General features: G+C 50.6%; 17 protein-coding genes and 1 pseudogene. 9 read left to right on the top strand and 9 right to left on the bottom strand.

The genetic code is table 11. The features are described from left to right. The 3 genes and pseudogenes from ACR0CW_RS22025 to ACR0CW_RS22015 all read left to right on the top strand — a co-directional run. Nucleotides 1-357: pseudogene (locus ACR0CW_RS22025) on the top strand (hypothetical protein); the annotation flags it as partial. A 118-nt stretch (nucleotides 358-475) separates the two neighbouring features. Beyond that, nucleotides 476-1,117, top strand: a complete 642-nt coding sequence (locus ACR0CW_RS22020; RefSeq protein WP_480789440.1) for a LysE family translocator — start codon at nucleotides 476-478, stop codon at nucleotides 1,115-1,117. A gap of 574 nt (nucleotides 1,118-1,691) precedes the next feature. Next, nucleotides 1,692-4,343 carry an AsmA family protein gene (locus tag ACR0CW_RS22015; RefSeq protein WP_480789439.1) on the top strand — a complete coding sequence of 884 codons (2,652 nt, stop codon included), beginning with the start codon at nucleotides 1,692-1,694 and terminating at the stop codon, nucleotides 4,341-4,343. Nucleotides 4,344-4,786: 443 nt separating this feature from the next. Here the strand turns inward: ACR0CW_RS22015 and ACR0CW_RS22010 are convergent, their stop codons facing one another. Next, nucleotides 4,787-5,653 (bottom strand): LysR family transcriptional regulator, encoded by an 867-nt coding sequence (locus ACR0CW_RS22010; protein ID WP_480789438.1) that lies wholly within the window; start codon nucleotides 5,651-5,653, stop codon nucleotides 4,787-4,789. A gap of 207 nt (nucleotides 5,654-5,860) precedes the next feature. Between ACR0CW_RS22010 and bla the strand changes: the two genes are divergently transcribed. Next, nucleotides 5,861-6,724 carry a class A beta-lactamase gene (gene bla / locus ACR0CW_RS22005; RefSeq protein WP_480789437.1) on the top strand — a complete coding sequence of 288 codons (864 nt, stop codon included), beginning with the start codon at nucleotides 5,861-5,863 and terminating at the stop codon, nucleotides 6,722-6,724. 334 nt (nucleotides 6,725-7,058) lie between these two features. Here the strand turns inward: bla and ACR0CW_RS22000 are convergent, their stop codons facing one another. From ACR0CW_RS22000 to ACR0CW_RS21980, 5 genes are all read right to left on the bottom strand, one after another. After that, nucleotides 7,059-8,423, bottom strand: coding sequence for a sensor histidine kinase (locus ACR0CW_RS22000; RefSeq protein ID WP_480789436.1), 1,365 nt, complete (start codon nucleotides 8,421-8,423; stop codon nucleotides 7,059-7,061). Nucleotides 8,424-8,978: 555 nt separating this feature from the next. Then, on the bottom strand, nucleotides 8,979-9,302 hold the full coding sequence (locus ACR0CW_RS21995; RefSeq protein ID WP_170334871.1) for a hypothetical protein: 324 nt from the start codon (nucleotides 9,300-9,302) through the stop codon (nucleotides 8,979-8,981). Between the two features lie 90 nt (nucleotides 9,303-9,392). Continuing rightward, nucleotides 9,393-10,763: a sensor histidine kinase gene (locus ACR0CW_RS21990; RefSeq protein ID WP_480789435.1), complete on the bottom strand. Its 1,371-nt coding sequence runs from the start codon at nucleotides 10,761-10,763 to the stop codon at nucleotides 9,393-9,395. Further along, entirely contained in the window at nucleotides 10,750-11,427 is a 678-nt protein-coding gene (locus tag ACR0CW_RS21985; RefSeq protein ID WP_480789434.1) for a response regulator, read from the bottom strand. Before ACR0CW_RS21985 ends, ACR0CW_RS21990 begins: the two co-directional genes overlap by 14 nt. A gap of 111 nt (nucleotides 11,428-11,538) precedes the next feature. Continuing rightward, complete coding sequence (locus ACR0CW_RS21980; protein WP_480789433.1) at nucleotides 11,539-12,066, bottom strand: roadblock/LC7 domain-containing protein; 528 nt, start codon at nucleotides 12,064-12,066, stop codon at nucleotides 11,539-11,541. Between the two features lie 1,256 nt (nucleotides 12,067-13,322). Between ACR0CW_RS21980 and ACR0CW_RS21975 the strand changes: the two genes are divergently transcribed. Next, nucleotides 13,323-13,811 (top strand): DUF922 domain-containing protein, encoded by a 489-nt coding sequence (locus ACR0CW_RS21975; protein WP_480789432.1) that lies wholly within the window; start codon nucleotides 13,323-13,325, stop codon nucleotides 13,809-13,811. Between the two features lie 399 nt (nucleotides 13,812-14,210). Here the strand turns inward: ACR0CW_RS21975 and ACR0CW_RS21970 are convergent, their stop codons facing one another. Then, complete coding sequence (locus ACR0CW_RS21970; protein WP_480789431.1) at nucleotides 14,211-16,583, bottom strand: autotransporter family protein; 2,373 nt, start codon at nucleotides 16,581-16,583, stop codon at nucleotides 14,211-14,213. 375 nt (nucleotides 16,584-16,958) lie between these two features. On the opposite strand from ACR0CW_RS21970, the gene ACR0CW_RS21965 reads away from it, so the two are divergent. Next, entirely contained in the window at nucleotides 16,959-17,465 is a 507-nt protein-coding gene (locus ACR0CW_RS21965) for a ClbS/DfsB family four-helix bundle protein (RefSeq protein ID WP_480789430.1), read from the top strand. 541 nt (nucleotides 17,466-18,006) lie between these two features. Next, nucleotides 18,007-19,590, top strand: coding sequence for a hypothetical protein (locus ACR0CW_RS21960; RefSeq protein WP_480789429.1), 1,584 nt, complete (start codon nucleotides 18,007-18,009; stop codon nucleotides 19,588-19,590). 421 nt (nucleotides 19,591-20,011) lie between these two features. Here ACR0CW_RS21960 and ACR0CW_RS21955 read toward each other — a convergent pair whose 3' ends face one another. After that, a complete protein-coding gene (locus tag ACR0CW_RS21955) occupies nucleotides 20,012-22,447 on the bottom strand; it encodes an FAD-dependent oxidoreductase (protein WP_480789428.1) in 2,436 nt (811 codons plus the stop codon). A gap of 102 nt (nucleotides 22,448-22,549) precedes the next feature. Here ACR0CW_RS21955 and ACR0CW_RS21950 point away from each other — a divergent pair, with 102 nt between their 5' ends. Next, on the top strand, nucleotides 22,550-23,476 hold the full coding sequence (locus ACR0CW_RS21950) for a LysR family transcriptional regulator (RefSeq protein ID WP_480789427.1): 927 nt from the start codon (nucleotides 22,550-22,552) through the stop codon (nucleotides 23,474-23,476). Between the two features lie 632 nt (nucleotides 23,477-24,108). Here the strand turns inward: ACR0CW_RS21950 and ACR0CW_RS21945 are convergent. Continuing rightward, complete coding sequence (locus ACR0CW_RS21945; RefSeq protein WP_480744508.1) at nucleotides 24,109-24,387, bottom strand: hypothetical protein; 279 nt, start codon at nucleotides 24,385-24,387, stop codon at nucleotides 24,109-24,111. Between the two features lie 536 nt (nucleotides 24,388-24,923). Here ACR0CW_RS21945 and ACR0CW_RS21940 point away from each other — a divergent pair. Then, entirely contained in the window at nucleotides 24,924-25,883 is a 960-nt protein-coding gene (locus ACR0CW_RS21940; protein WP_480789426.1) for a hypothetical protein, read from the top strand. Nucleotides 25,884-25,897 lie beyond the last annotated feature (14 nt).

Genomic DNA, 25,897 nt, shown 5'->3' with positions numbered 1-25,897 from the left:
CATCTGCTACCTCCATATCTGCTCAAAGATATGGAATCACGGATCAGAAAACTGGGGAAGACTGAATCTGATAAAGCCAGACGCGCTCTAGGTGCTTCGGTGTCCGTCGCCTTGTCCGCAATAGTCCTGCAACCTCTTACAAATGCAGCAGGGCGGAGCCTCAGCATCCTGGCCGCGTTGATGGCGCTGGTGTCCTTTGGACCGCAGAAATACTTCGATGCGCAGCTAGCCCTGATCTGGCCTGCTGTTTTTTTAGGTCAGCTCGCCGCTCTAGTCATCTTTGTCAGGGTCATAGTTGCGGCCCAGCAAAAGCATGAATTCGGTCAGATGAACGCATCCTCTACGGAGCGAGCCTGATAGCACAGCCATTAGCCAATCTGGCAGTACTGGAGCACGTACTGAACATTAGCTAGCAGCGTGGTGGTGCTTTTGACGGGCTTGGCTCTCTCTTCCACCTCAACTCGGAGATTAACCGATGGAAATTTCGCTTTTTTCCTTTGGCTTGCTCACACTGATTATCGTGATGACGCCCGGACCCACCGTACTTTTAGCCCTGTCCAACGGGTCGCGGTTTGGAATGGCATATGCCGGTTACGGGATCGCAGGCGCTGCGATTTCCGATGGAGTGCTAATCGCGGCGGCAGCGTTAGGTTTGGGTGCTGTTCTGATCACTTCGGCGGTGCTGTTCAACTTGGTGAAATGGATCGGTGTCGCCTATCTAGTGTGGCTGGGCATTCAGATGCTACGGTCGTCGGGGGAACTGGGATTGGAAACGAACCGGGCAAATGTGCGTTGTGCGATACCGGGTCGTCGCGCTCAGGCGATATTCAGAAAGAGCTTCTTCGTGGCTGTGACGAACCCCAAGGGATACTTGTTCTTTACCGCTTTTCTGCCTCAGTTTCTGAACCCGATGGAACCGCTGCTAACGCAATATGCCACGCTCGCGGGTATCTTTATCGCGATCGATGTGATGGTGATGACCGCTTATGCCGGGCTGGGTACCAAGGCGATGCAGTTGCTGAACGACAGCGGATCACTCTGGATCGACCGCACTTGTGGTGCTCTGCTTGTCTCCCTCGGCTGTGCCTTGGCACTTGTAAGACGCAGCGACGTGTAACGCGACATGCGGACATTCAGCATGGCTTAGTTAGACGCAGAGAAGCGCACGGCCGCCATGCGGAACTTTAACACTGATCTCACAGTTCATCTAAGTTATTCCTAAACACTCTAAGCCAAGGATTGGTGTCATGATCAAAATAAGCCTTCGTTACCGTCCTTAAAAGCAAAGCCTGTTCCTTTTGTTTTTCCGGGTAGTCAGCTCGTCGTGTCATCATTGTTTGATGAATGCATATTTGGCAGTTATTGAATAAAAGAGAGGTATCGAAAGAACCCTGCTGTCTGTCGGTTGGAGGGTCAGTCGGACCGATGTAGTCAGCACTTATGCAACGCGTCCGTTTTGGCAAGTTTGACCCACTTCAAACCCGCTGTTTAGAAGCGGGGAAAGCAGCATAAAAACCGAAAGATTACCATCTACTCATTTGTTAGCGTTTGGATCATATCAGCAAGATATACTAACTATGCGTTCAAGATCGTTCAGAGTTCAGTACAATTGCACACCATATATTCGATTAACTTAATGATTAAATGGTCTAGGCTGCCCACTGGATGAATCGGAAATTTAGGAGAAGTACGTGCGATACGTTGCAAAAGGTATATTGATTTGTTTCGCTGTCGCGTTTGTCGCTATGTTGGCAGCTTGGCTTTTTCTGTCTTCTGCATTGTTTTCTTCGATCAGGACTACTTTCGTCGAAAATCTGATCTCTAAGAAACTTGGTCAGGACGTTAGAATTGAAGATGAAGTGCGTCTGGGTCTTGGTCGGCAATTGCATGTATCAGCGGCAGGGTTGGAGCTACCCGGTTCTCCGAATGCTGAAGTGAACCTTGCAGCAATCGATGAGATAGAGTTTGAAGTGTCCGCGCGCGACCTTTGGAACAGTAAACTGTCACTGAGTGGTCTTTCACTCTCAGGTGTTCATCTGAACCTAATCACGGACAAAGACGGCTTCGGAAACTGGCAGTCCATTTCCCAAGCGGATGCTGAAGCCGGGAAACCTGCAAATTCCCCGACGCCGCTGTTGGCCGGAATTCTAACGGACCGCAAAATTGATCTGACTAATATCGCCATTCTTTATCAGAACGATTTAAACGGACTTGAGTTGGACCTGCAGCTTCCTGAGCTGCTCTTAAAGCGTGATACGGAAACCGATGTTGCGACGGCAGTCGGGGCCGGTTCGCTGAACGGAGAGAGGTTTGATCTGAACGCGACATTCCCCACGGAAGACCCGTTTCGGTTGGCGGTGAACTTCGAACAGATTTCGATTGTCGCCGAGGAAGTCCCTCAAGAGAACGGTCTGCAAGTGGCAACGACTGTAGAGATTGCCGAACTTGGCCAGCTTCTTGATATCCTGAAGCTGAGCCGCGTTTTGGAAGGTACAGGGAATATTGGCGCAACGTTCACATCAGTCGACGGCGTAGCGCGGATTGATGACCTATCTGTATTGGCGGAATTAGATGGCGGGCAAAGCCTTTCGCTGACGGGGCAGATCGGAGAATTAGGGAACCCGGAAGACGTATCGCTAACAACCCGAATTAGGCTGTACCCAGAAGATGCGGAACCAGCCCCAGCCGCCTCGCGATATGATCTTAAACTTATCGCAGTCGACATGGTTATCGACAGCGTACCCGGGCAGGTGCCGCAACGACAAATGGTCATTAAGACCAATGGTTTCACGTTGGATACGTCCGGCGAAGGCCCGCCCCCGATTAAGTTCTCCGAGCTTTCCAGAACACCAGAAGGCGCCTTAAAGGTCGGAAACATCAACCTAAGAATTGGGAACCCTGCCGATCCGTTTATCATTTTGAACGGTTCGGTCGATGACGCTCTTCAGTTGCAAGGCATATCAGCAGAAGGCCTAATGGACATACCGGCAAGCAGTTTGATCTCGCCAGAATTGTTGGGACCAGACGACCAGCTAGGCAGGTTTTCCGGTGACTTCCATTTGAACGGCGACGTCAACCAGCTTTCGCTGACGAATTTGGATGGAAAGACAAGCTATACAGACGTCTGGAACCTTGAGGTGCATGGCACTGTCAAAAATGTACTCAAATTCGAGGACCTGGATTTGGCAATTGATGTCGCAGTTCCATCCGGAGCGGATCTTTTGGAGGCACTATCGCTTGAACGTGTGGAAACCGGGCAGGCTCGCCTTGAAATCAACCTTGTTAGCGAAGGCACTGATTGGAACGCGCGTGCCAATGTTGAGGTCGCCGACTCTATCTTGCAGATTATGGCCGATCTTGATGATGCAACAAGCGACCCGGTGCTGCAGGGTTCCATTGAGAGTGACCTGATAAAGATAGATCAGATTCGAACTATCGTTCAGGCTGCCGCACAGTTGCGGAAACTAGGCGGCCCAGAGCCGGAAGAGAAAGAAACTAAGAAAGAAGAGGAGGACGACCAAGGCGCGTTAAGAGATGTAACGCTTAAACCTATCGGGCGCTCAATTCTCTTGTCCGGTATGGACATGGATGTCGACGTTGACCTTCGGCACATCGAAGGTGCCAAGGGCATCAGCAGTTTGCAGAGCGAAGTGACGCTCAACAAAAACGAGCTTAAGGCAGGACCACTGAAGTTTGAATACGGAGGCGCTCATTTCGACGTCAGTGGGCAAATGGATCTGTCGGACGACGCGCATCTGCTCACGTTGACCGGCAAGGCAGGCGGCTGGCAGCTGGATGAAGTTCTTCACAGCCTGAACTTCAAAAAGGGCGCAAGCGGCACGATCTATGCAGATTTTTCGGTGACCGGAGGAACAGATTCAGCCAATCATTTTGCTAATAGCATGAGCGGCAATGCCACGGTTTCAATGCGAGATGGCTCGATCGAGACCCAGCTTTTAGATCTGGCAGGGTTGGGGGTGCTCCCATGGGTATTTACCAAGAAGAAACAAAAGGTTGCACCAATCGTGTGTTTGCGCGCACCGATCAGTATTTCCAATGGAAAAATTTCGACGAAACAAACCACTCTAGAAACAGATCACGTCCAAGTTGTCGTCTTCGGCGGTGTTGACGTGGTGGGTAAGGTTTTGGACCTGAACTTACAGCCCCGCAAGATTGGCGAACCTCTTTCGAAAAGTCCCTGGCCAGTGACCTTGAAGGGCCCGCTAGCCAAACCGAAGATTAAAGTCAAAGACGGCCCGAAACGACTGAAACGATCGGATGGTGCGGACAAAATGCCGGAACAAAGAAAACTATGCGTTCCAGATATATTGCAACTGCAGTAGTTGCGGAAGCGATCAGTTAAAGTTCAAATCTAGAGTTCAGAAAGGCAGACTATGCTTCCGAAAAGCTTCTGCTTTGGGCTCATAGCCGACTTTCTCTGCTGAGGGCATCGGTTGGAGGTAAGAGCCCATATTCGATATTGGGGCCATTTACGAACCGCGCATCCCAGATATTCAATACATGGCGGTAACTGACAGTTGAGCGCAACAAAGTAAGCTCACGCTACGACACCACAAAAGTCTGTTATTCAGTCAGATTGTATCGTACTTAAATACCCGCTCATCTTCTGGAAACAACTCCGAATAGCTGAGGACACTGCGTAGATCGCAGAAGAGTGCAGCAAGAAGCGATGCCCTCTAAGTGAACCGGGTCTTCGTGCAAAGAGCGGCCAAATCAGCCAAGAGTCCCGCAATGTTAGGCACATGATAAGGGGCGGTAGACTGAATTACATAGCTATCTTACAAAGCCAGGCTTCAAATGTCGCGAGGGCAGTGGTTGGCTCCTTGTTGGAGAGCCGCGTGCTCCAATACCTCCCCGTTGTGACTTCCGTATCGAAAGGGAGCACCAACCGCCCTTCGGAAACCTGATCCTGAAACATGGCATGGGGCAAAAGTGCTACGCCAAAGCCTCTTGCCGCCAGCTCTGCCATGGCGACAGAAGAATCGTAGATTGGGCCTTCGATATAGGGGGACACCATACCGGCTTCTCTAAACCAGATGGGCCATTCATCAGCGCGATAAGATCTTAGCAAACTTTGATTCAGCAAGTCTGCGGGGTCTTTGAGTGTTGACGCCACCGAGGGGGCACACATCGGTGTCAGCGGAGTTTCCATCAAAGGACGCGAGGTCAGTCCGGGCCAGCGACCAGCACCGAAACGGATCGCCAGATCGAGGCCCTCGCGGGCAATGTCGACTCGATTGTTGTTCGTAAAAAGGCGAACGCTAATCCCTGGGTGGAGTGTTTCAAATTCAATCAAGCGTTTTGTTAGCCACCCGACAGCAAATGTCGTCACAACACCCACATTCAGCGTTTCATGATAACGACCATCCGCGAACCGATCCAATACACCGCTGATGCGATCAAGACTCGTAGTCAGGACTGGCAGTAATGCCTCACCTTCCGGAGTGAGGAGTAGCCCCTTGGATGTCCTGTGAAACAGCTTTGCGCCGAGCTGCTCTTCCAAGCGTAAAATCTGATGGCTGACAGCCGCTTGGGTCACGCAAAGCTCCACGGCGGCATTGGTGAAACTGCCCTGTCGCGCAGCGGCTTCAAAGCTGCGCAGCGCATTGAGGGGGATGTTGGGGCGATCCATGGGTATTACTTTTTCTTATGCGGAGTTTGACAATTAGTCGTTTGTGCGCCGAATGAAAAGATTTTAGCACGATCCTCATGAATTGTATCAATGACAGTTCAGTGATTTTCGAACGACGTATCATCGCAGAAACCTTCGCGGTTTGCCTTTTCAGCGTATTTGAAGAGACAAGAATTTACGTCTTCAAGAAGGAAGAAGGGAAGACCTATGAAGGCCTATGTTTGGGCAATTCTGAGTGCCGCTTTGATCGCAGTGACTGCGGCTCCGTCGTGGGCGCAGCACCTACAACAGACTGTCACCACATGGGAAAACCGTCTTGATGCGCGCATCGGGGTTGTGCTGCGCGACGCCTCTTCAGATTGGGAAATTTCCATGCGTTCAGAAGAGCGGTTTCCGATGTCGAGCACGTTCAAATCCCTGTTGTGCGGCGCGGTTCTGGCGCGTGTGGATGCGGGGCAGGAAGATCTGAGTCGTCGCGTGACCTTTTCGGCAGATGATCTGGTGACCTATTCCCCGGTGACCGAGAACCACCTGCAAAATGGGCTGACAGTTGGCGAACTCTGTGAGGCAACAGTGGCACTGAGCGACAACACGGCAGGCAACCTATTGCTTGATACCGTGGGCGGCCCGGAGGGGCTGACCGCCTTCCTGCGCAATATCGGCGATCAGACCACACGTTTGGACCGCTGGGAAACAGCTTTGAATGAGGCGGTCCCCGGAGATCCTCGGGACACCACTACTCCTTCGGCGATCCTAACCACATTGGAAGCGTTGCTTTTGGACGATGTTCTGGAACCTTCGTCTGCGACGCAGCTACGCCAGTGGATGATTGACGATCAGGTAGCCGATGCATTGATCCGAGCTCATCTTCCCGAAGGCTGGGTGATTGGCGATAAGACCGGGGCAGGTGACAACGGCTCCCGCGCGATCATTGCATTCATCGAGCCGGAGGCGGATGTTCACTACTTTGCAGCAATCTATCTCACCGAAAGTGATGCTGATTTCGCGCTACGCAATCAGGTGGTTTCGGAGATTGGTCAGGCTATGATTGCCGAGATAAACGCCCGATAAATACATGCATTGCGCTTTTGCGGCAGATAGGCAAAGCCAAGCGTTCTATGGCGGCAAGTCCGCTATCGCCCCGAAAAATGCGGGGGCAGCATTAATCCGCGGTGCCCACTGGATCGCTTTCCGCGAAAGCTGACATTCATCCGCCGAGCATTTTTAGAACTGGGCTGGTAATCGACGGTCGCTGCGGCAAACATAGACGGGTAGGCTCACGCCAAGAACAGAGCAGGACAACTGTCCGATAAGACAAGTGCTGCAACAAACGCCACAATTGGATTTAAATCATGTTTTGCAGAACCCAAACGCCACGGTGGAAACGTTCAAATGCAAAAGCTTACTATGCAACTTCGAACTGAATTGAAACCGTGAATCCAGGTGAATTGTTTGAAGCCGATAAGAGCGCTGAATGATGATCTGCAATAGCTTTCACCAGCGCCAAACCCAAACCGTTCCCAATACTGTTCCGTTCAGTGTCTAGCTTATAGAAAGGAACAAAAAGCTTACTCAGTGAGTTTTCGGGAACGCCAGGGCCATTGTCAATTACCGAGAGCGTAATGGTACTTTCTTCTTGCTCAACAGTCAGTAGAATCCTGGAATGCTCCGGGCAATGATCAATTGAGTTCTGCAAGAGGTTTGCACAGAGCTGTTTCAACATACCCTCATCGCCTTCGATTAGTGTACGCCCCGATTGGTTATCCACAAAAGCGAGACTTTGGCTCTTCACTTCCGCAAGCGGGACCATATTCTCAACAGCTTCTCGACCCAATCTACTCAAATCCAGATAGCTGAACGCCTTGGAATTGTTTCCTTCTTCAATGCGGTTGATCCGCAAAACTGTTTCGAATGTCCATTTGAGACGATCAAGTTCAGATTGAATCTGGTTGATCGGTTCCATGGATTGACCATCCGAACGCAATGAATCCTTCGCTTCCTGAAGCGCGATATAAGCGTGGGTGAGCGGGTTTTTCAGATCATGTGCGATGGCGGCAGCGGCCGATCGCGTCGTGGACATCAAAACTGTCAGGTTGTCGAGATGGCCGTTCATTAGTCGAGCAATCCGGTCTATCTGATCATTGTTTTTCCCGACTGGGAGTCTTGCTTTGACTTCCCCTCTTGAGACCTTATTGAGCGTTTTCGCCATTTGATCGAGTTTACGATATGTTCTTATGCTGGAGATATAGCCGACCAACAGTGTGCACAAAGTCGCTCCCAACCCGATCGCTACCAAAGACCAGGCCAACGATCGAAGTGTGCTTTTTACAAATGCAAGATCGCGACCAACGACGATTACAAAGCCGCGGTAGGTTTGCACATTTACCCTATGGATACGCTTTTTACCTCCCAGAATAATCCCATCATCTTCGATTTCACCCCAACCCCGAAAGGACGGGTATTCATCGATGTTTCCAGCCAAACGCTTCCCTTGACTGTCGAAAAGGCCAATCAAACTGGTGTCGAACGGCAACCAGAGAGTCGCGTCATCAATCGCTTGCACGACATCGGAATCGTTGTCGTTATCGTCCAGAATCTCTTGAATGAAGCGCATTTCATCAATCAACAACGAGTCCATTTCCCGCTGCAAATCGCCACGAATTCTTTCAAATGTTAAAAATGCCAGTGCTGTAACTGAAAGGAGGATTACCACCGCTGCATACAATGCCGTAGTAAAGGCAGATCCAGATACAATATTTGAGCGTATCATTAGTCTTTCATCCGGTTTATCTGGCGACCCCATATGGTTTGGCTAACGGTAAACCTGTTCTGGCCGGTCAAGTGTGTGATCCGAAGGTTTTAGCCGCTATTTTTGTGGAAAAATGGGGAATTTGGCTGGATGTGTTGCAACACTGGTGATGCAGTCCGGGCCAAGTTTGAAAAGGTCAACGCCCTAGCATTCGTACTAGCTGCACTTGTCGGCGCACATCGGTCCACTTTTGACAACCAACATACAAGATGTTCTTCGCCCATTTCATTAAGCAAAGGAAAGTGGGTTTCGATGAGTTTGCAACGCGCCCCTCCGAGGGGGAGGAAGGGCGCGCTGTTTTGACTGAGGGAAGCTTGTTTACGAGTGAGTGGCCGTGCCCACACGGCACCGGTAACACCCTTCAGGAGGGTTACGAGTGCTTCCTCAGTCGAGTATTCGGTTTCGAACCTGATGGCATCTTCTGCAACTTGAACTTGCCAATTAGTTTTCATCAACCTTACGATTTTGAAAAGCTTTTGCGGTCTGCTGTTATGAGCATCGAGCGATTTAACTTGATCATCCACCCTTTGTGCAATGCCCGTGATCTTCGAACGATTTGGCACCATGCGTGGACAACTCATAAGTCATAGTTGGAAAGTGCAGCACCATCGTCCAGACTTCGTCGGGCTTTATGTGGATGAATGTAACACCGTCCAGGCCGTGCGCGACGGAAGCCATACCTTCTATGTTCTGTACTATCAGTCGCGCCTCTGAGAGATCGGTATCTTGAAAGACCTGAATTACTTCTCCGTTTGTTTCTGACTTGCATTGGAATTCAGTCTCGTCCGCCAACGCCGTGCTCGCAGGCAAGAGTGCCATTAGGAATATTGTATTTTTCATCATTGTGTTTCCGATCAAAAGGTTAAGCTTTCAGGTTTGAGTGGTCCGGGTGATGGTTAGAAGTCTGGGCTGTACAGTTTTCGGCCTGTTTCATGCTGCAATCGGAGACCTCCCAAAGCTCACACAAATTCGCAGACCCGGCCTTTTGTTTTCTGCGGTGATTGTTGCCCCGTGTCGCATTGCGACGGCCTTCACAAGCGATAGGCCAAGCCCATTTCCGGTGTCGTTTCTTGGATGGTCAGATCGAAAAAACGCGTCAAAAATCTTGTCGATTTGTGGTTCCGGAACCCCAGGTCCGTTGTCTTCAACGACCAGCTGTATCGCCTCAGACGTGGCCACTAGGGAAATCCTGATCCAAGATCCAGCAGGGCAATATCGGAGGGAATTGTTTACAAGATTGACGAGCAGTTGTTTCAGCAGGTTTTCGTCGCCTCGTACCAAAATCGTATCGGCGTTGTAGTCAGCCGTAATGTGTTTTCCAACGTCGACCGCAACGGGATAGAGCGCCTCTGCAACACTCTCAACGAGCGCACTCAGATTGACTGTTTTGAAGTTGTTCTCATGCGTACCTGCCTCAATTTGAGATACTTTGAGCACTGTATCGAAGACAGTTCCAATGCGTTTAAGGTGGAACTCTAAATCGTTGAGGCTTGGTCTCGGATCGCCACCATACTCAATTTCGCTATGTACCTGCTGCAAAGCAATGAACCCGTTCGTCAAAGGCACCTTCAAATCACAGGCAATTTTGACCGCGTTGGATTGAGTGCTGTTGAGCAAACTCGAAATCCAGTCGATACGTCGGTTAACAAGTTGGAAAATACGATCGAAATGGTCGCCCTTATCTGTGACGGGAAGACGAACAACGGCGCTTTCCTCAATAGTCTGGTTGAGAGTTTTCTCAATCCAAGCGAGTCTCTGGAAACTCTGAGAACTGAAGTAATAACCAAGGCCCAGAACAGAGGCGGTTGTCGCGAGCGTCAGCAGGAGCAACCCTTCCCACAGCGTTGTCAATGCCTGATTGAGTGATGTTAGACTTCGGGCAACCACCGTGCGATAGCCAAGAAGGTCAGACGTGTGGAGCATATAAACAGGGGATGCTCCGCCGATATTGACGAAATCCGGATCAACTTCGTGCCAACCAATCTCGTCAGGCAGTTTCGCGATTGATCCAGCCAAAGCGGAACCGCTCTGGTCGAACAGAGCGATCATGTGAAGCCCAGTTCGATTGGGATTATTTAAGTGTTCAATTGCTCGCTGAACTGCTTCAGAGCCTCCATCCAGCAAAATCTCATGAAACAGGAGCTCTTCGTCGAGGATTTGTTGCTGGAGATCAACGCGGAGCCTGTCTGCAAGGGCTAAGTAGGCAGCGTATCCAAAGACAGCAGTTATAATCCAGACTATTAATGCCGCGAAACAAGCCGTCCGGAACGGGGCACCAGAGAGAATGCTAGAGCGGCCCATGAAGGCTGTACCCAACGTTTCGAGACGTGTGCAAAAGTGGCGTCCCGAAAGGTTTGTCGATCTTCGATCTTAAGCGACTGATATACGTTTCGATTACTGTAGAGCTTGGATCAAAATTGTAATCCCATACTTGTTCCAACAGCATGTTGCGCGTCACAATCCGCCCGGCATTTCTCATCAAAACTTCCAACAGTGCAAATTCACGGGGCAGCAAGTCAATTGTAACATCTTGCCTTTTCACCACTCTGCTGAGCAGATCCATCGAAAGATCGTGGACTTGAAGCTTAGTTGTAGCAATGCTGGACGGTTGTCGTCTGATAATGCTGTTTAAGCGCGCCAGGAGTTCCGAAAAATGAAAAGGCTTAACCAGGTAGTCATCTGCACCTTCGGTCAAACCCTCAACTCTGTCCTGAACGTCTCCTATTGATGTGAGGAACAGAACCGGGGTCTGCTTTTTTGCGGCCCTCAGGGCCTTGAGAACGGAGAGGCCGTCCATTCCCGGCAACATGCGATCTAAGACTATGGCGTCACATTCATTGTACAAACAATATGAGAGCGCATCCCGACCATCATCGTACCACTCCACATTGAAACCGTTCGACCTCAACCCCGAATTTACAAAGTCGGCGGTCTTTTTGTCGTCTTCTGCAACGAGTATTTTCATTAGAAGACCTCTGATTGAGCCGCTGGATCCGCTTGTCCCATTAACAAATACGAAGTTAAGTAAACTCAGCCATAACGGGATGGCTAAGTCCATTTGGCAAATCGTTGCAGACTAGAGGCTCAAGGTTTCTTCAACAGCTTTCACTTGTAACCGGGCCAGACCCAGATTGGCGGTCTTCTTGTCTAACGCGACATACACAAAAATGTTTGGGTTTTTGTCCAGTGGGCGGACCAGATGAAACTGCTTGCCAAGCGTGATCAGAATGTCCTCGATGGTATCGTTAAGCTTTAAAGCTTCGATCGCATGAAGTTTGGCGCGGACGACTTCAACATTCGCTGCGCCCGCAGTATCAAGGTCAAACTTGGAACCACCTTCTGTGCCTAGAGTAAGGCCTGTATCACAGTCGACGAGACAGGCCCCCAAAAGACCCTTGATTTCACTTAGTTTAGAAATGTCCAATGACATGTTTGGCTCCTTTTTGGCCTTGGGATTGTTGGTTTGAACCACACCGGACGCGTGATTGGCTGGACGAGCTCTGTTGTTTGCAGGTGGAATAGTAATGACGAGCTTCTGAACTAAGCCAAATCTCTCGTTAAATCTGGCCAGCACAGAGGTGGGCTCACCTTTGGGTTTCGACATTTGCTATCCAATTCTCGCTGAGTTCACGGAATTCGAATGTCGAACTAAGGTCCTGTCACTTCGCACCAATTGGGCATGAAGAAACAGTTCATCAACCAATCTGTCATCCAAACGAGGGAGGTCAGCTGTCCTCCGAAGGGCGGAACATTTGGGATCTGATGTCACTTTCACAGCTGTTGTGCTTGTGTCAGGAGAGTGATTGTTGCCTCTATGCAAGAAATTCAGTGCGGCAACACAGGCGAGGGCCAAGTATTGGGCAGTGTTCGTTGAAATGGCCCATACACTCTCCGAACCCAGAAAGAATGCGGGCCACAAGTGTCCTAGTTCGAAAAGAACGCCAGCCAAAACGGGTAAAACAAAACTTAGCATAGAACTCTCGCCTCGTTACCAAACGACTAAGTGGTCCGTAGAGTGCTAAGAGTTTTAACCGTCTTTTCAGACAGCTTAAAAATTTGAAAGGTTTTGGTTGTTTATATTGGTGTTAGATGGAAGCCTGGGCGCAAACGGCTCATTAACTGTAACTACCAATGTTGAATGCAACACTAGTCGCGTGCGGGGTACGGCCTCAATAGGATGCTTTTTTTCCTTCATCTCAGGCGTTCTTGGCGATGTGCATGGACTGGCGGTAAGAGCCCTTAATTGTCATCGATCATACATCAGTCTTTTGCATGTGCGGCACGTTGCGAACCGTGCATTCCGGACGTTCAAAGTAAGGTAGCAAATAGCTGGTGAGCGGACTTTACTGTCGTTCGTTGAGTTTGAATACCCATCCTGTTAGCCATCAACGAACGAAACTCGATTGAGGCTTGATATGAATATTGAAAAGTATGACTCACTACTTTCAAAGTATCATGAGATTTGGAGTTTCTGGCCTAAGTCACTGAGCATTATTTTAACCCAGGCGTGTATTGTGGGGTTGGGCGGGTATTTGGTAAGTAGCCCGCTTGTAAAGTTCTTTGCAATCGGGTGGTTTTGCACGTTTTTTCCTTACGCTCTCTACAAAAGGTTCAGGCGCTAGATATTCCGTCAGCTTTGGATTCAACTCGGACATTGGCGCTGTCCCTTCTTGGTGTCAAACTTGCTTTTTCGAGCTCCAAGAGATGCTCCTGGTACGATATGAGTAAGTATGCCCAGTCCTGGCACTCTGAATTCTCCGATAAGCGTTTGCGCAGGCTTGTCACTCGTGCCGTCTAGGTCTATCCGCTTGGCCACTCGAGTATCCGGCAGGTCGTCCCTTGCGTTCAAAAGAGGTTGTGATGAAGTTCTTCGTTACCGCTCTGGTTCTGATGGCACTATTCGGATGCTATGTGTATTTCGCGGGAATTGGGCGGCCAATAACCATTGAAGAAGAAACCGCATACTATGAAGTGGATGCGTTGAAATATACCGAAATGCTCAACCAGATTAAGACCCGTGGTCCTAAAGGGCACGCTGCAGTTACTGAGTGGAACGTTAGTTGGGACTGGAAGTGCAGAGTTTTCCTGGATGTGAAAACAACCTACCCTCAACATGTCAACTTGGAAGGGTTATCTACCTCACAGAAAGTAAGTTGGCATGAATTCCTTTCGAAACTAAGGCTCCATGAAAACTACCATAAATTTGATGGGATCCAGGCTGCTCGCGACGTGTCTAACAACTGGTGCCTGGGAGCGTGGTTCATAGTAAAATATTGGGTAGCACAAAGCGAAATACTCGACTTGAGGACCGATCACGGGCGAACGGACGGTGTTGTGCTAAAGTTGTAGCATTAGCAAAGAACTGAACTTACTACCCAAGTTTGCACTCATTTTCGACCTCATTTATTTCCATAGCTAGCAGCATTATGTCTGTTCGCGAACCAGCGGCTTGACGAAAAAGCAACCATTCGTGCGCCTGGAAACACTGGTTGATTTGGGCTCAACGCTGTCCTTCTTTGCGGTGGGCGTCGATAGGACACTAGATTCCATCGCTGCCGTTCTCTGATTTCTTGACCGCCGCGTCTTCATTCGTACGGTTTGAATAACCGGTAAAGACATTCATATCGTGAAGGACAATTTCGAACTAAGTCGACAATACTCCCGATGGCTAAGACTCTCTGTTAGATGTAACATCAACAGTGGTCGATGCATGTCATGAGAATATGAGAACAAACCTCTACAGTTCAATCAGAACCAAACGCTAAGGTTTGCACCCAAGCCATGCTCTTGGCCGTTCGAACGCACCGAGTAGCCGTACCCTGCTGTTAGTCTTGCTTGCTCGGAAATTTGATACCCTAGCCCCAGACCAAGAACGAACCCGTTAGCGCCTCGGTTTTGTCCAACTTGTGTGAACGTCCCAAATATCGGGCTGGTAACAGTGATTTCATGCTCACTATCCTTGTTGGCAAAGAAGTCGTACTCGTAACGAGCAAAAGCTATAGGGGTTAGCAGCCCATTGTCAGTCAAATAGTCCTGTTGATAGTCGATTCCAATGGAAGCGACTAGGGACTCTGCATCCGCCTTATCAATTGAATAGTTGAAGTCGCCACCTCCGGTCTCTGTTCCAGACCCTTGTTGAATGCGTCCGTAGTTCAATCCAAAAACTGCAGAAACTCTTGCGCCGCTGTCCAGGTTAAACAACTTACGTGCTTGCAGGCCGGCGTGAATACCTTCTTGGTCCAAATCTGACTTTGCCTCGCCTCCAGTAAAGCCATCAACGGACGGGTTGTTCCGCTTGGCGTCGGTGTCACCGAACATGTAACCGATCAGCCCGGAAAACTCCCAGGTTCCGGTTGTTGTACGCCCATAGACGCCCGCGTGATAGCTGTCGGTCGAAAAGTCCTGATCGACTTGATCGTGCTCATCCATGGAGGATGTTCCTAAGCCTGCGTACACGCCGACCACACCTCTGTCGGTACTTGCGACATCCGCTCCGACCAAAATGGTGCCGAGCGAATAGTCAAATGTCCCAAGACCGTTACTTCCATCAACGTCCCCGCTCACATAGGCCATGTCGATCCACCAGCGTCGATCAGAGCAGTCTATTGCGCCACTAGGACTCTGGACCGGGTCGATGCCACCTGAGGCAACGGGTCTGTCCTGATTGTTGAAACCAACCGATTGATACTTGCGGCAGTCAGCGTGGCTCAGCACAGTGTTGGTTATAAGGTCTAGTTGCTCGAGCCCAATGGTCAGGTTGGAGGAGTAAGGTTCAGCGTGCACACGATTAAACCCAGCTAAGCCTGAATTGGTGAGAGTATTGACAGCGGTACCTATTGTTGAGCCATTAGTAAGCCCCGTACCAGGGGACGTGTTTGTGGTGTTGGCAACCGCACCAGCAAGGTTGCTGGCATTTGGCGAACTGGTAACTACCGGGTTCTGCGGTAAGCTTGAGACTGGCAACGCGGTAAAAGCAATATCAATCTGACCATCTGCAGAGGGCGTATTCGCTATCGTCAGATGGGACAAAGCCGGAAGAGAGCCACCTGCAACAAGTGTTGGCGAATCTCCATCAAAACTCGAGGCTTGAAAAACCGTGTAGTTGTTGCCAGCAGCATAGTCCTGCGCAGTCAGACCGGGACGAGCGGCTTCGACTTGTATGGTAGCGCGGTTAATTCCTGTCACCGGCCCACTGGATGACACTAAGTCAGCTTTCTGACCGGCCGTCGGATCGACTTCACTTAAAAGCCTTGACCCAGTTTCAAAAGCGATTCCGCAACTATTGTTGAGCGTACCAATTGAAAAGCCCGGCGAAAGCACCCCTCCGTTCTTAACTGTGAAGTTGAATGCGTTTACGGTTCCCGTTCCGGCCAGCGTACCAAAATTCTCAAAATTTACGGTGTTCAAACTGCTTGTGGCATCAAGCCGAACAGTCGTGCCTGCCGCTATCGCAATATCGCTGGTTGAAGAAATCGAACTATTCGTAAGTGTGAAATCGGAGGCCTCGGCGACCCGAGTTTGGATATAGTACGCCCCGAAAACTACTTCGGTAGCTCCCATAACAGTCAGGTTGTCATAGGTTAAGGGACGGTCTGACTGGAAGTAAACTTCAGTAGGGTCAATATTCGCGCCGTTGAACGGAGCGAACGTCATTGATCTGCCGGAACCAATCGAAGTTCCAATGAGGTTCACTCTGAGCTTCCCGTTGATGTTTGTTGCCAAGGCCTCCCGGGAAACAAAGTCTCCGCTACCCGCCGCGACATCAACATTCAGAAGAGTTAACACTGAAGCATTACTCGGAACGGTATTTTGGCCAGGAACATACAACTCTATTTCACCAGAGGACGTGATGGTGGAGTTTCCAATTGTTAGTCCTGTTATGGGTCCGTTTGGGATAGGAAGGCAGGTTCGCTCGGTCGTCGAGATTGTTTGGTTCACTAGAGTACTTTCAGAACCTGATGAATACTCAATCCGGGGAGAACCTAACTCCACGCACGCCTGTGAGCTTTGAGCGTGTGCGCTGACCGGCATCAAAAAACAAGCCAAGGTGCCCAATATGAACTTAATGAAAAAACCGTTCTGTTTGCTTCGTATTACTCTTGCCTGGCCGCTGGCCTCCATCAGTCATCTCCTCTAGTGCTACAACGAGGCTATACCTTTGATAGTATACAGAGCCTTTGTGAGAATAGTTCATAAAAATCGAAGGTTTGAATGTTTATTCATCCATGACCTTTGTCGATACATGCAAGAATTTCCGCCTAGGGTGTTCGCTAAGAACGGGAAAGCACAATTTTTCGCATTTCTGCCATTCATAATGCTCGATACTGCCAACGCAGCGAACCGCACATTCCAGACATTCAAATCTAGGCGGCAAATGGCGGGAGAACGGCCTCTCGCTGCATCTAATTAAAAAGTCGCTACTGCTTAGTCAGACAAGACCAAGTGCCATTGACCCAAATCAAGAAACCAACCGGTTGAATGGTGTAGTGCTAAGCAATGCCCGCAGCAACAAACAAGACCGATTTGCTTGCCGCCTTCGACAAGGAATTGGTAAAGCTACGCAAGACGCTCGATGGCGTCGATGAAGCGCATTCCTGTTTGTCGACCCCTGAAGACGAAACCACGATCAAAGGTGTCATCGCTCACCGAACCCATTGGATGGGCATGTTCCACGGTTGGTACGAAGACGGCGTTGCGGGGCGCGAGGTTCATGTGCCAGCCAGGGGCTATAAATGGAACCAACTCAAAGAATACAACGCGTCACTGTATGCGAGAGGCAACGAGACACCTTGGGCTGGTCTGCTCTCGGAATTCGAGTCCGCCTGCACTAAACTGCATCGTTTTATTGAGGCTCAAGACGATGTTACGCTTTACTCCAGTGGTTTGCACGCATGGACCGGCAAATGGTCCCTAGGACGATTTGCCGAGGCATCTGGTCCATCACATTTTCGGTCCGCCAACACCTACATCCGTAAGGCGCTGCGTAGCGCCAGCACAGGCTAGTTCTGCCGTTCGCAAAGCTGACTATCAAGCTTTCAAGACAAACGTGGGGTCACCCCCGTCATTCTCTGCGACATGGCCCAACTGCTCGTTTGAACCCATTCCTGCCGTTTAACAAGCATCGATCTTTCGCATGTGCGGCACGTCGAGAAACGCATATTTCGGACGTTCAGAATCCGGTGTCGTATGGCAGATTAGCGGACTTTGCCGCCATTGCCATTCCGGGAGCTCGCTGATGCAGCATTCACTCGCAGGTGCGGTGTGGTTTTCGCTGTGAAACTGCGTGTGTCACCAGAGCGGTCATTTAAGTACGGTCTGATGAGCGTGTCCGCATCGAAAGATTTCGAACACGAGCGTTTGATTGGTTTCGGAGAATCAGGCTCGTTGTAGTTTCAAACTATGCCACGTGCCGCAGTGGCATTAAGCGGCTTGAGCCCATACAAAGAATTCTATTGTATGGTGTGCGTGATGGATTTACTTTGAATGAAAAGCCATAATATTTTGAATGGCTTACAATGATGCTTAAGCACAGGTTCGTATTTAAATGGGTTCGAAGGCTCGGTATTCAATCGGTGTGGTAAGCTTGGTTGTTGCTAAGTTCCTTGTTTTTTTTGTTGGACATGCTAGCGCGTGTATTGCGCCTGATTTCGAAGATCATCACTTTCCAAGCTGTACTATCCCTGCACCCGACGAATCCGAAGCAGTCAGTGTTTTGACGGACAGCGGATTTTTTCCCAGTTCTTCTGTTCATGTCGGCGAACCGACGAAAGCTACCGCTTTCGCTACTGTCAACATCGCTCCTAGTGAACATAAGCACTATCTGGTTTTGCAATCCTCGCGCCAGATCATATGGAATATCCAAGGCGATACCAAAAATGTATCGCGTGTCATCGTACTAGGAGCCTTGAGGCACGGCCCCTGGGCTGCGGGTGTCATTGGGGTGCCCGAAGATCGCATCATCTTCACATCGCCCGATCTGACTATACTGGAGAAGGTACAGCGCACGTCCTGTACCCGGATTGCTCATTCGTGCATCGTGGCCCAGTGGTTCGGAATAACCCCTTCCGACCAAGTGAATTTTCACCCGCTTCCAAAACAGGGTCGCCTACGATCTGATAAATTTGTGCAACAGTATCGGCATAAACGGCAAGGGTCAGATTGGCCAATCACATTACTAGTGGAAGATCAACAGACGACACCCATTGTGGTTGACCCATCTCAGGTAGTAGCGCCTCGCGGTGCTCAATTTTACGAGCAGCAGACGGGCCAAGCTGGATTAGATGATTTGGTAGCCGCTGGCGCACTTCTGGATGCAGAAAACCCAGATCACGAGATAGCGGTTCGCCGCTATGCCGAGGCATTCAGTGCGCGGTATAGAACTCGGTTTGATCCGGATTTCTTATTCGTACCGCAGGTCGACTACGTTGTAACAGAGCCTTTGGAACTTCCAGCGGATATTGGCGCGAAAGTTTTTTTGTTGGGCTCTGGTGTTCCTCTGCCAGAAATGAACGGAAACGATGATTATCGAACGTGTTTTTTGGAGATGGACAAAGCAGGATTGCCGGTAAACTCTAGGGATTTACACAGCCCCTATTGCAGAGAGGACAGTCTGGGCATCGATGAACCTGACGCTTACATTTTTCGCGTGGCGCGGAGAGCTGACATGTTGAAATCTGGTGAACATTGTCATCAGACATCGTTGGATCCTGGCACAGAAATAGTCGTTTTGAGCGTATCTGAAACGGGCAAAAGAAGGTATCGCGACGATCCTCTGCGAGATCTGGAAGTTGAGGTTGCAAGTGAACGCCCGGTAGTTCTATTCGTGCAGTCTAGCGGTGGCCCGGCTCGTTGGAACTTGCATGGCAAAAACATATCTCAGGTATTCATGGCGAGGTCACCCCAATACTCGACAAGCCAAATGACAATGAACGGTGAGCCGTATACCTTCACGAGGCTAGGTATCGACACAGATGATTGCCCGTACTTCGCACCCGATCAACTAGAGTTGCGGGGCCCGACGTTTTTGCACCTCGACCAGATGATCAAAAACTTGCTTGGCAGACCAATTGATCATCTTGTTGAGAAACGGATTGAACAGGACGATCCGATCAGAATTTTGATCGAATGAAGTCAGACAAACAACTCATCATGCTCTAATTCCCGAAACTCGTTGGTTTTGGGATAAGTTTGGCACGCAGCCGGTGAGTTGCTCTCATTTGATATACTGCGCGCCACATGAACGGCTGCCTTGCTCGCCGCAAAGCGTCGACGATTATCACGCTCTTGCAGCGCTTCTAGTTTTATGAGCCCAAGCGGCGTAAAGATCGAACTCACAGGATGGGCTCACTGTCGCCTTTCTCTGCGGTGGGCATCAATGAGAGGTAAGAGCTCCAAACTGCCGTTGATCCCTTTTCCGCCTTTCGCACATGCAGTGGACCGCAAACCGGACGTTCAAAACCAAGTTTCTGATGGCTGATATGCGGACGAAACTTCCTTTTGCTGTGGCTGGTCCAAAGTTTGCTTTTGGAAATCCTTCCTAGAAGTACTGATCAACTCCGCATGCGTTCGAAATTGGGATCATAAGGTGAGTTATCGATCACATGCGCTGCAATGTCTTCTCCGCATAGGTCAAGCAGCAGTGTTGATCCGGAGGTGGCGCAATCGGGTTTTACGAACGCGTATGCGAGGTTCATTCCGACACGGTGGCCGTATTCGCCGGACGTGATGGTGCCAACCACCGCGTTGTCTTGCATCAGTGATGAGCCCGGATGTGCTGGGGCTTGAGTGGTGTCGATCTTCAGCGTGACTAGCTTTCTTTTCGGTCCAGCGGACTGCCGTTCCAGCAGGGCTTCTTTGCCGACAAAGTCATGTTTTTCCAGCTTCACGAACCGTGAAAGACCCGTCTCGAACGGGTCAAATTCGGTAATCAGGTCGGCTTTCCAATGTAGGAACCCCTTCTCCATGCGCATGGATTCAATGGCGCGCGCGCCGAAGAGTTCCAAACCATGCGCCCGCCCGGCCTCGCGCAAAGCGAGGTAGGCTGCATAAAGCGATGCATTCGGCACATGGATTTCATATGCCAGTTCCCCTGAAAAGCTCACCCCCATCACCACTGCAGGTGCGAACCCGATGCAGCATTCACGGACCGACAACCACGGGAATGCGTCCGAAGACCAGTTCCCGCGCGCGCAGTCAGACAGGACCGCCCGTGCCTTTGGCCCGGCGAGGACCAGTATTGTATGATCGTTGGTCAGGCTGCGCAGCTGCACATCCTCGTCTTGCCTTAAATGCAAAGTGAGCCAATCCATGTCGTGGTATTCAGACACGGCGGCTGAGCCATACCAGACCCTGTCTGGTCCGCGCTCTGAGGCAGGTAGATTGGCAACCGTAGCCTCGCCCTTGATGCACCCGTGTTCGTTCAACAGATACCCTAGCCCAACGCGGCCATCTCGTTTAGTGACGTTCCCGCAGATCATGCGGTCAAGGAAAGCATGACGATCCTTTCCGGTGATCTCGATACGGTTGAAACCATTCACTTCTGCCAAGCCTACATTCGTTGCAACATTGGCGACCTCGGCAGCAATGACATCGAACGTCTCGTCAAAATTGAAGCTTAGCGATGGGTGAAACGCAGGCGAAGGCTTGATGTAGTCCACACGCTCCCAGCCATTTACAACCGTGAATTCCGCGCCTTCGGCTGCTAGCACAGGCGTCAGAGGTGTCGTTTTCGCATGGCGTCCTGCGGGGCGATGCTCGTGCGGGAGATGGAAACGAAACTCGTTCTGGTAATCCTCTATCGCTTTGAGCGCAGTCAATTCGACGGTTGCATGGCCGGTGAAGCGACGCGGATCGATAACCCACGTGTCATAGCACGCCTCGCCATGCACAATCTGCTGCGCCAGAAGCCAACCGTGGCCGCCCCCTTCGCCCAGCCCAGCACGCAGGCCGATGATACAGTAGGCGTTGCGCTTTCCGGGGATCGGCCCAACCAAAGGCGCACCATCGATTGTGTAGGTGATCGGGCCATTCACGATCCGCTTGATCCCGACTTCGGCCAAGGCAGGCATGCGTTTTAACGCGCCTTCCAGCACGTCCATCACACGATCCAGATCATCAGGACATAGATCGTTCGAAAAGCTTGGGCTGATCCCGTCCATCCCCCAGGTTTTGCAATCCTGTTCGTAGAACCCGACCAGCAGACCGTCCTTTTCCTGGCGGGAATAATAGTCCGAGATCGGGCAGCGTAGGAGAGGCATACGGTGCCCGGCCTCTGCAATCGCCGGGATATCCTCGGTTATGAAATACTGATGTTCCATCGACGCCACGGGATGCTCCACCCCCATCATCCGGCCAATCTCGTTTACGCGGTATCCGCCTGCATTGACCACGATGTCGCAATCGATGTCGCCGTGCTCGGTGTGGACGGTCCACGTATCATCCTTTTGCTGGGTCAGCGCGGTGACCGGAGTATTGCGATAGACTTCTGCACCGGCTTTGCGCGCATGAAACGCGAGCGCCTGGCATAGCTGGGCAGGGTCAATGTCACCGTCCTCGCCATCCCAAAGGCCGCCCAGAAGGTTTTCAGTCGAAATGAGCGGGTGGCGGCGGGCGCATTCCTCGGCGTCGATAACTTCATACTCAACACCCATCCCGCGCGCCATTGACGCAAAGTGGCGGTAACCCTGCATCTGTTCTTCTGTATTCGCCAGGCGAATGCCGCCATCACCGTGGTGATAGCCAACCGGATAGTCGGGATCGTCCCGTAGTTTCTTGTAAAGGGCGATGGAGTGGGACTTGAGACCAACCAGCGTCTGGGTCAAGCCGAAATTCGTGACCTGAGCCGCCGAATGCCAGGTAGTGCCCGACGTCAGTTCATCACGTTCAACCAGGACCACATCAGACCATCCCTCTTGCGTGAGATGATACAGGGTCGAGCAGCCCGCAATGCCGCCACCAATGACGACAACTTTGGTCCGGGTTTTCATGTCAGACTCCTTTGTGTTTCTGGCTGGCACTCTGCCAAATGTTCTAATCTCCGGAAAATAGTTTTATGCTTGGAATACCCTCAAAAAACCTGAGGTTTTGGTATGACACTCTCAATCCGTGCGATGCGTTACGTGCAGGCTGCATTGAAGCATTGCAGCATCACGGGAGCGGCCCAGGCCACCAACGTGACACCCTCGGCAATCGCGGCTGCGTTGGATCAGGCCGAAGCCGTTTTCGGTATGGCCCTTGTCACGCGAGCGCGGGCCAAGGGCGTCTTTCCGACCGCCGCGGGCCGCGATGTCGGACGGCATATTGATGATTTGTTGGAACGTTACGATGCATTGCTCACAAGCATTTCCGATCTCCAATCAAACCTTTCTGGAAATCTCAGCATCGGATACAACGCACCGATTGCTCCAGCATTTTTACCCATGCTTGCGGCACAAATGCAGCAGTCCAATCCCGGCGTGACATTCACGCTGACCGAGGGCGACAACAACTCTGTCCAGACCGGTTTGGTGGACGGGCAGTTCGATGTGATCCTGTTCGTTGAAGAGCTGCCCAATCCGCAAATCGCAACGCAACCGATTTTCCATGCCCCTACGTATTGCCTGTGTCCAACGGACCATGCGCTCGCTCAGCAAAACACAGTGAGCGTGCCCCAAATCGTGGCCGAGCCCTTGATCCTTTTGGACCGACCCGCTGCGCGTGGGTATTATCTGGATCTTCTTGAACAGGGCGGAGGAGCCCCTCGTGTCGTGGCAACCACCAATTCGACCGAAATGGTCCGATCGCTTGTCGCCTCAAAGATTGGGATTTCCCTGTTGAACATGAAACCACGTGACGTGCCGACCTATGCAGGAAACGACGTACGCTGCCTGCCAATCCGGGACAGCAACAGCGGCGTCACCCTCTCGCTCGGGTTTGCACCAGGACCGAAACGAAAACTGGTTCAGACCTTCGTTGAAAGCTGCGTCGTATTTTGTGACGGACCGTCGGGCGCGAATTTGACCGTCTCCACAGCTTAGAGCGCCGAAAAAGAGCAGGACCGTACTTGAAAAAAGATGTCATCGCAGACATTTGTTCATCGCGCGGCACGAGGTAGATTGAGCTCGAACCAGACCTTCGATGCGGCTGGCGCAAATGGCCGCTTTGGACCGCGTGCTGGGGCAGGGTATTCTGCCGATCAACCAAGTCCTAGCAAGACACACAGCGCCTGTTTCCAGATCGTGAAGAGGCTCATTAGTTTTCTGTTTAACGTCGATTTGAAGCGCCTGAACCGTCGAAACATTCAAAATGCACAAAAATCTTAAGGTGTTGAATTCAATGGGAGGTGAGTCTCAATAATTCAGTCCCATTATTTACGTTTTCCGACAAATGATGTCGGAGCACCTTAATGATGGAACTGCGGTTATAATAAAATCAACCACTTAGAGGTTTGAATTTTTGAGACTCTAAAATCCACGATTTTCTAACCAAATAGTTAGCAGCAGCCTTTCACTTAACGCGCAGAGAGTAGCTGGAAAGAGCCCTTAGCTGGTCAACCCCGAAAACTAGAGCAGGCAAGTTGATCACAAACCTAGCCTTTCGGCTGGATCGGCTTGTGGTCAACTTGGCTAGTTTTTTGCGCTCTCGTTCAGATGATCTCAAGCCGCACTTATTAATAATTATTGTAGTCATGGCTCCATTGATAGCTGCCGCTAGGTGGCGTTGACGAAAGAGAAATTGACTGTTCTCTGGTGGCTGCATCAGTAGACATTTTTGTGGTTTGGTTGTTGTCAGATTTTACGTCGGTGTGGTCGCGTGTTTGCGATGCGGCTGAGTTGAGATCCTGAGCATGCTCGTAGTGGCCGTGACCACCCGACGGGTGCGCCATCGCCATTCCAGCACTCAAAACAATTGCGAAGGCGGTGACGGATGAGATCAGTGTCTTTTTCATTTCTTGGTCCCTTTCAGTTGAGCGTGTTTGATACGCTGTGTGTGAAACCAACTTGGCAATCTGCGCCTCAGAATTATTGCGCTAGCACGTCAACGTTTTGCGGAAAGCCATCAAGTTAATGGCTGCTTGCGATGCCGGTCGCGACCCTCACTAATCCCTGCGACGAGGTTTGACGTCTTTTATGCGAGTCAAAGAGGAAGGTCGGCCAGGGCAAACGCCATTTAAGCTAAATTCCATGAAGCGTTTCTTAACGGTTCAGCTAGCACCGGTATGAGTGACATCGCCGTAAAGGTGGCTCTGATCGACACGACGCTTCTAACTAAGCACATGCACTCTTGGTCGAAAGTAGTACAACACGACCATCCGAAACGACTAGCGCCGTTACAAACGTCTAAACCGCATTGAAATCATGATCGGGCGGCTCAAAGACTTCTCGCCTGGAAAGAGAAGGCTAGATCGGAAAAAGTCTGCGCAATAGTGCTAATTTTAGGTATAATAGCGCAATTTAAGCCATTTTATTGATTGAGATAATCGACATGACACAGAACGATAAGAACTCTCCCGACAACATCGGCATATCCGTTGCGGACCTCAGATCACACACTGAAAGCGTTGTTACTCAAATTTCGCATCACACCGAAGTAATGAAGGATGCATTGAACAGCGAAAAACAACTTCTGGCCGACGGTTTGCAAAAACAAATCGACAATGCGAGCAAAGTGATAGACGGACAGAGATGGACGGTGACCACGGTACTCAGTATTTTTGCGGCATTGGCTATTGGTGCAGGGTATCTATTCGGATCAGAGTTTTCTCAGTTAGAGGAATCGATTAACGAAGACATTGCAAACCGAGCCGCGTCATTTGAAAACCAGCTCAAAGACGCAATCGACAATCTCGAAAATAGCCAGCAGGAAATTGACTCTCAGCTCTCAAAATTTGAGGGTATTCAGCAACAGAAATTGTCCGAGCTAGCCAGTCGACTAGATACGGAACTGCTCAAATTTGAAGGCCTGCTGGATGTTCAGTTGAAGCTTGTTCCGTCAGTTGTCCGAGACATTGTCCTCCAAGATAGGGAGACAGCAAATCGTGCCGCTGAAATATGGAGTTCAATGGAACCCCGTTTGCAGAATCTGGAAGAACACAACAAGAAGTATGCCAGAGTTCTCAGAAATGCTGGAATTGTGATTGAGAACATTGAAGAGCTCCCCTACAGCATCGATGCAGCCTACGCTCAGTTAAAGAAAATTGAGACGGACTTTGTCGACCAGGAGGAAGAATTCACCGAAGATAGCCGAGTTCTCGCGGCGTCCCTACTGTCGACAATGGTTAGTGAGAGCCTAGAGGGAGCGGTAGATCCCACGACGCTTTTTAACTCATCAGTTTCTGCAAATATCCTCGGCTTTATGGACGAGGCCCTGAAACTAGAGCGCGTCTGGCTCAATTGGTTTCATATCCTGCGGCCTGGAAGAAGTTGTAGCACTCGTCTGGGGTGAACATGTCGCAGACT

It is taken from the genome of Ruegeria sp. CH6 (genome assembly GCF_056537005.1).
This window is presented reverse-complemented; position numbering and strand designations above follow the sequence as displayed.

Coding starts and splice junctions, on each gene's coding strand:
- ACR0CW_RS21990 (WP_480789435.1), bottom strand. CDS start 10,763: ATGGGCCGCTCTAGCATTCTCTCTGGTGCCCCGTTCCGGACGGCTTGT.
- ACR0CW_RS21965 (WP_480789430.1), top strand. CDS start 16,959: ATGCCCGCAGCAACAAACAAGACCGATTTGCTTGCCGCCTTCGACAAG.
- ACR0CW_RS21955 (WP_480789428.1), bottom strand. CDS start 22,447: ATGAAAACCCGGACCAAAGTTGTCGTCATTGGTGGCGGCATTGCGGGC.
- ACR0CW_RS21985 (WP_480789434.1), bottom strand. CDS start 11,427: ATGAAAATACTCGTTGCAGAAGACGACAAAAAGACCGCCGACTTTGTA.
- ACR0CW_RS21995 (WP_170334871.1), bottom strand. CDS start 9,302: ATGAAAAATACAATATTCCTAATGGCACTCTTGCCTGCGAGCACGGCG.
- ACR0CW_RS21940 (WP_480789426.1), top strand. CDS start 24,924: ATGACACAGAACGATAAGAACTCTCCCGACAACATCGGCATATCCGTT.
- ACR0CW_RS22000 (WP_480789436.1), bottom strand. CDS start 8,423: ATGATACGCTCAAATATTGTATCTGGATCTGCCTTTACTACGGCATTG.
- ACR0CW_RS21975 (WP_480789432.1), top strand. CDS start 13,323: ATGAAGTTCTTCGTTACCGCTCTGGTTCTGATGGCACTATTCGGATGC.
- bla (WP_480789437.1), top strand. CDS start 5,861: ATGAAGGCCTATGTTTGGGCAATTCTGAGTGCCGCTTTGATCGCAGTG.
- ACR0CW_RS21945 (WP_480744508.1), bottom strand. CDS start 24,387: ATGAAAAAGACACTGATCTCATCCGTCACCGCCTTCGCAATTGTTTTG.
- ACR0CW_RS21980 (WP_480789433.1), bottom strand. CDS start 12,066: ATGTCGAAACCCAAAGGTGAGCCCACCTCTGTGCTGGCCAGATTTAAC.
- ACR0CW_RS21950 (WP_480789427.1), top strand. CDS start 22,550: ATGACACTCTCAATCCGTGCGATGCGTTACGTGCAGGCTGCATTGAAG.
- ACR0CW_RS21970 (WP_480789431.1), bottom strand. CDS start 16,583: ATGGAGGCCAGCGGCCAGGCAAGAGTAATACGAAGCAAACAGAACGGT.
- ACR0CW_RS22010 (WP_480789438.1), bottom strand. CDS start 5,653: ATGGATCGCCCCAACATCCCCCTCAATGCGCTGCGCAGCTTTGAAGCC.
- ACR0CW_RS21960 (WP_480789429.1), top strand. CDS start 18,007: ATGGGTTCGAAGGCTCGGTATTCAATCGGTGTGGTAAGCTTGGTTGTT.
- ACR0CW_RS22020 (WP_480789440.1), top strand. CDS start 476: ATGGAAATTTCGCTTTTTTCCTTTGGCTTGCTCACACTGATTATCGTG.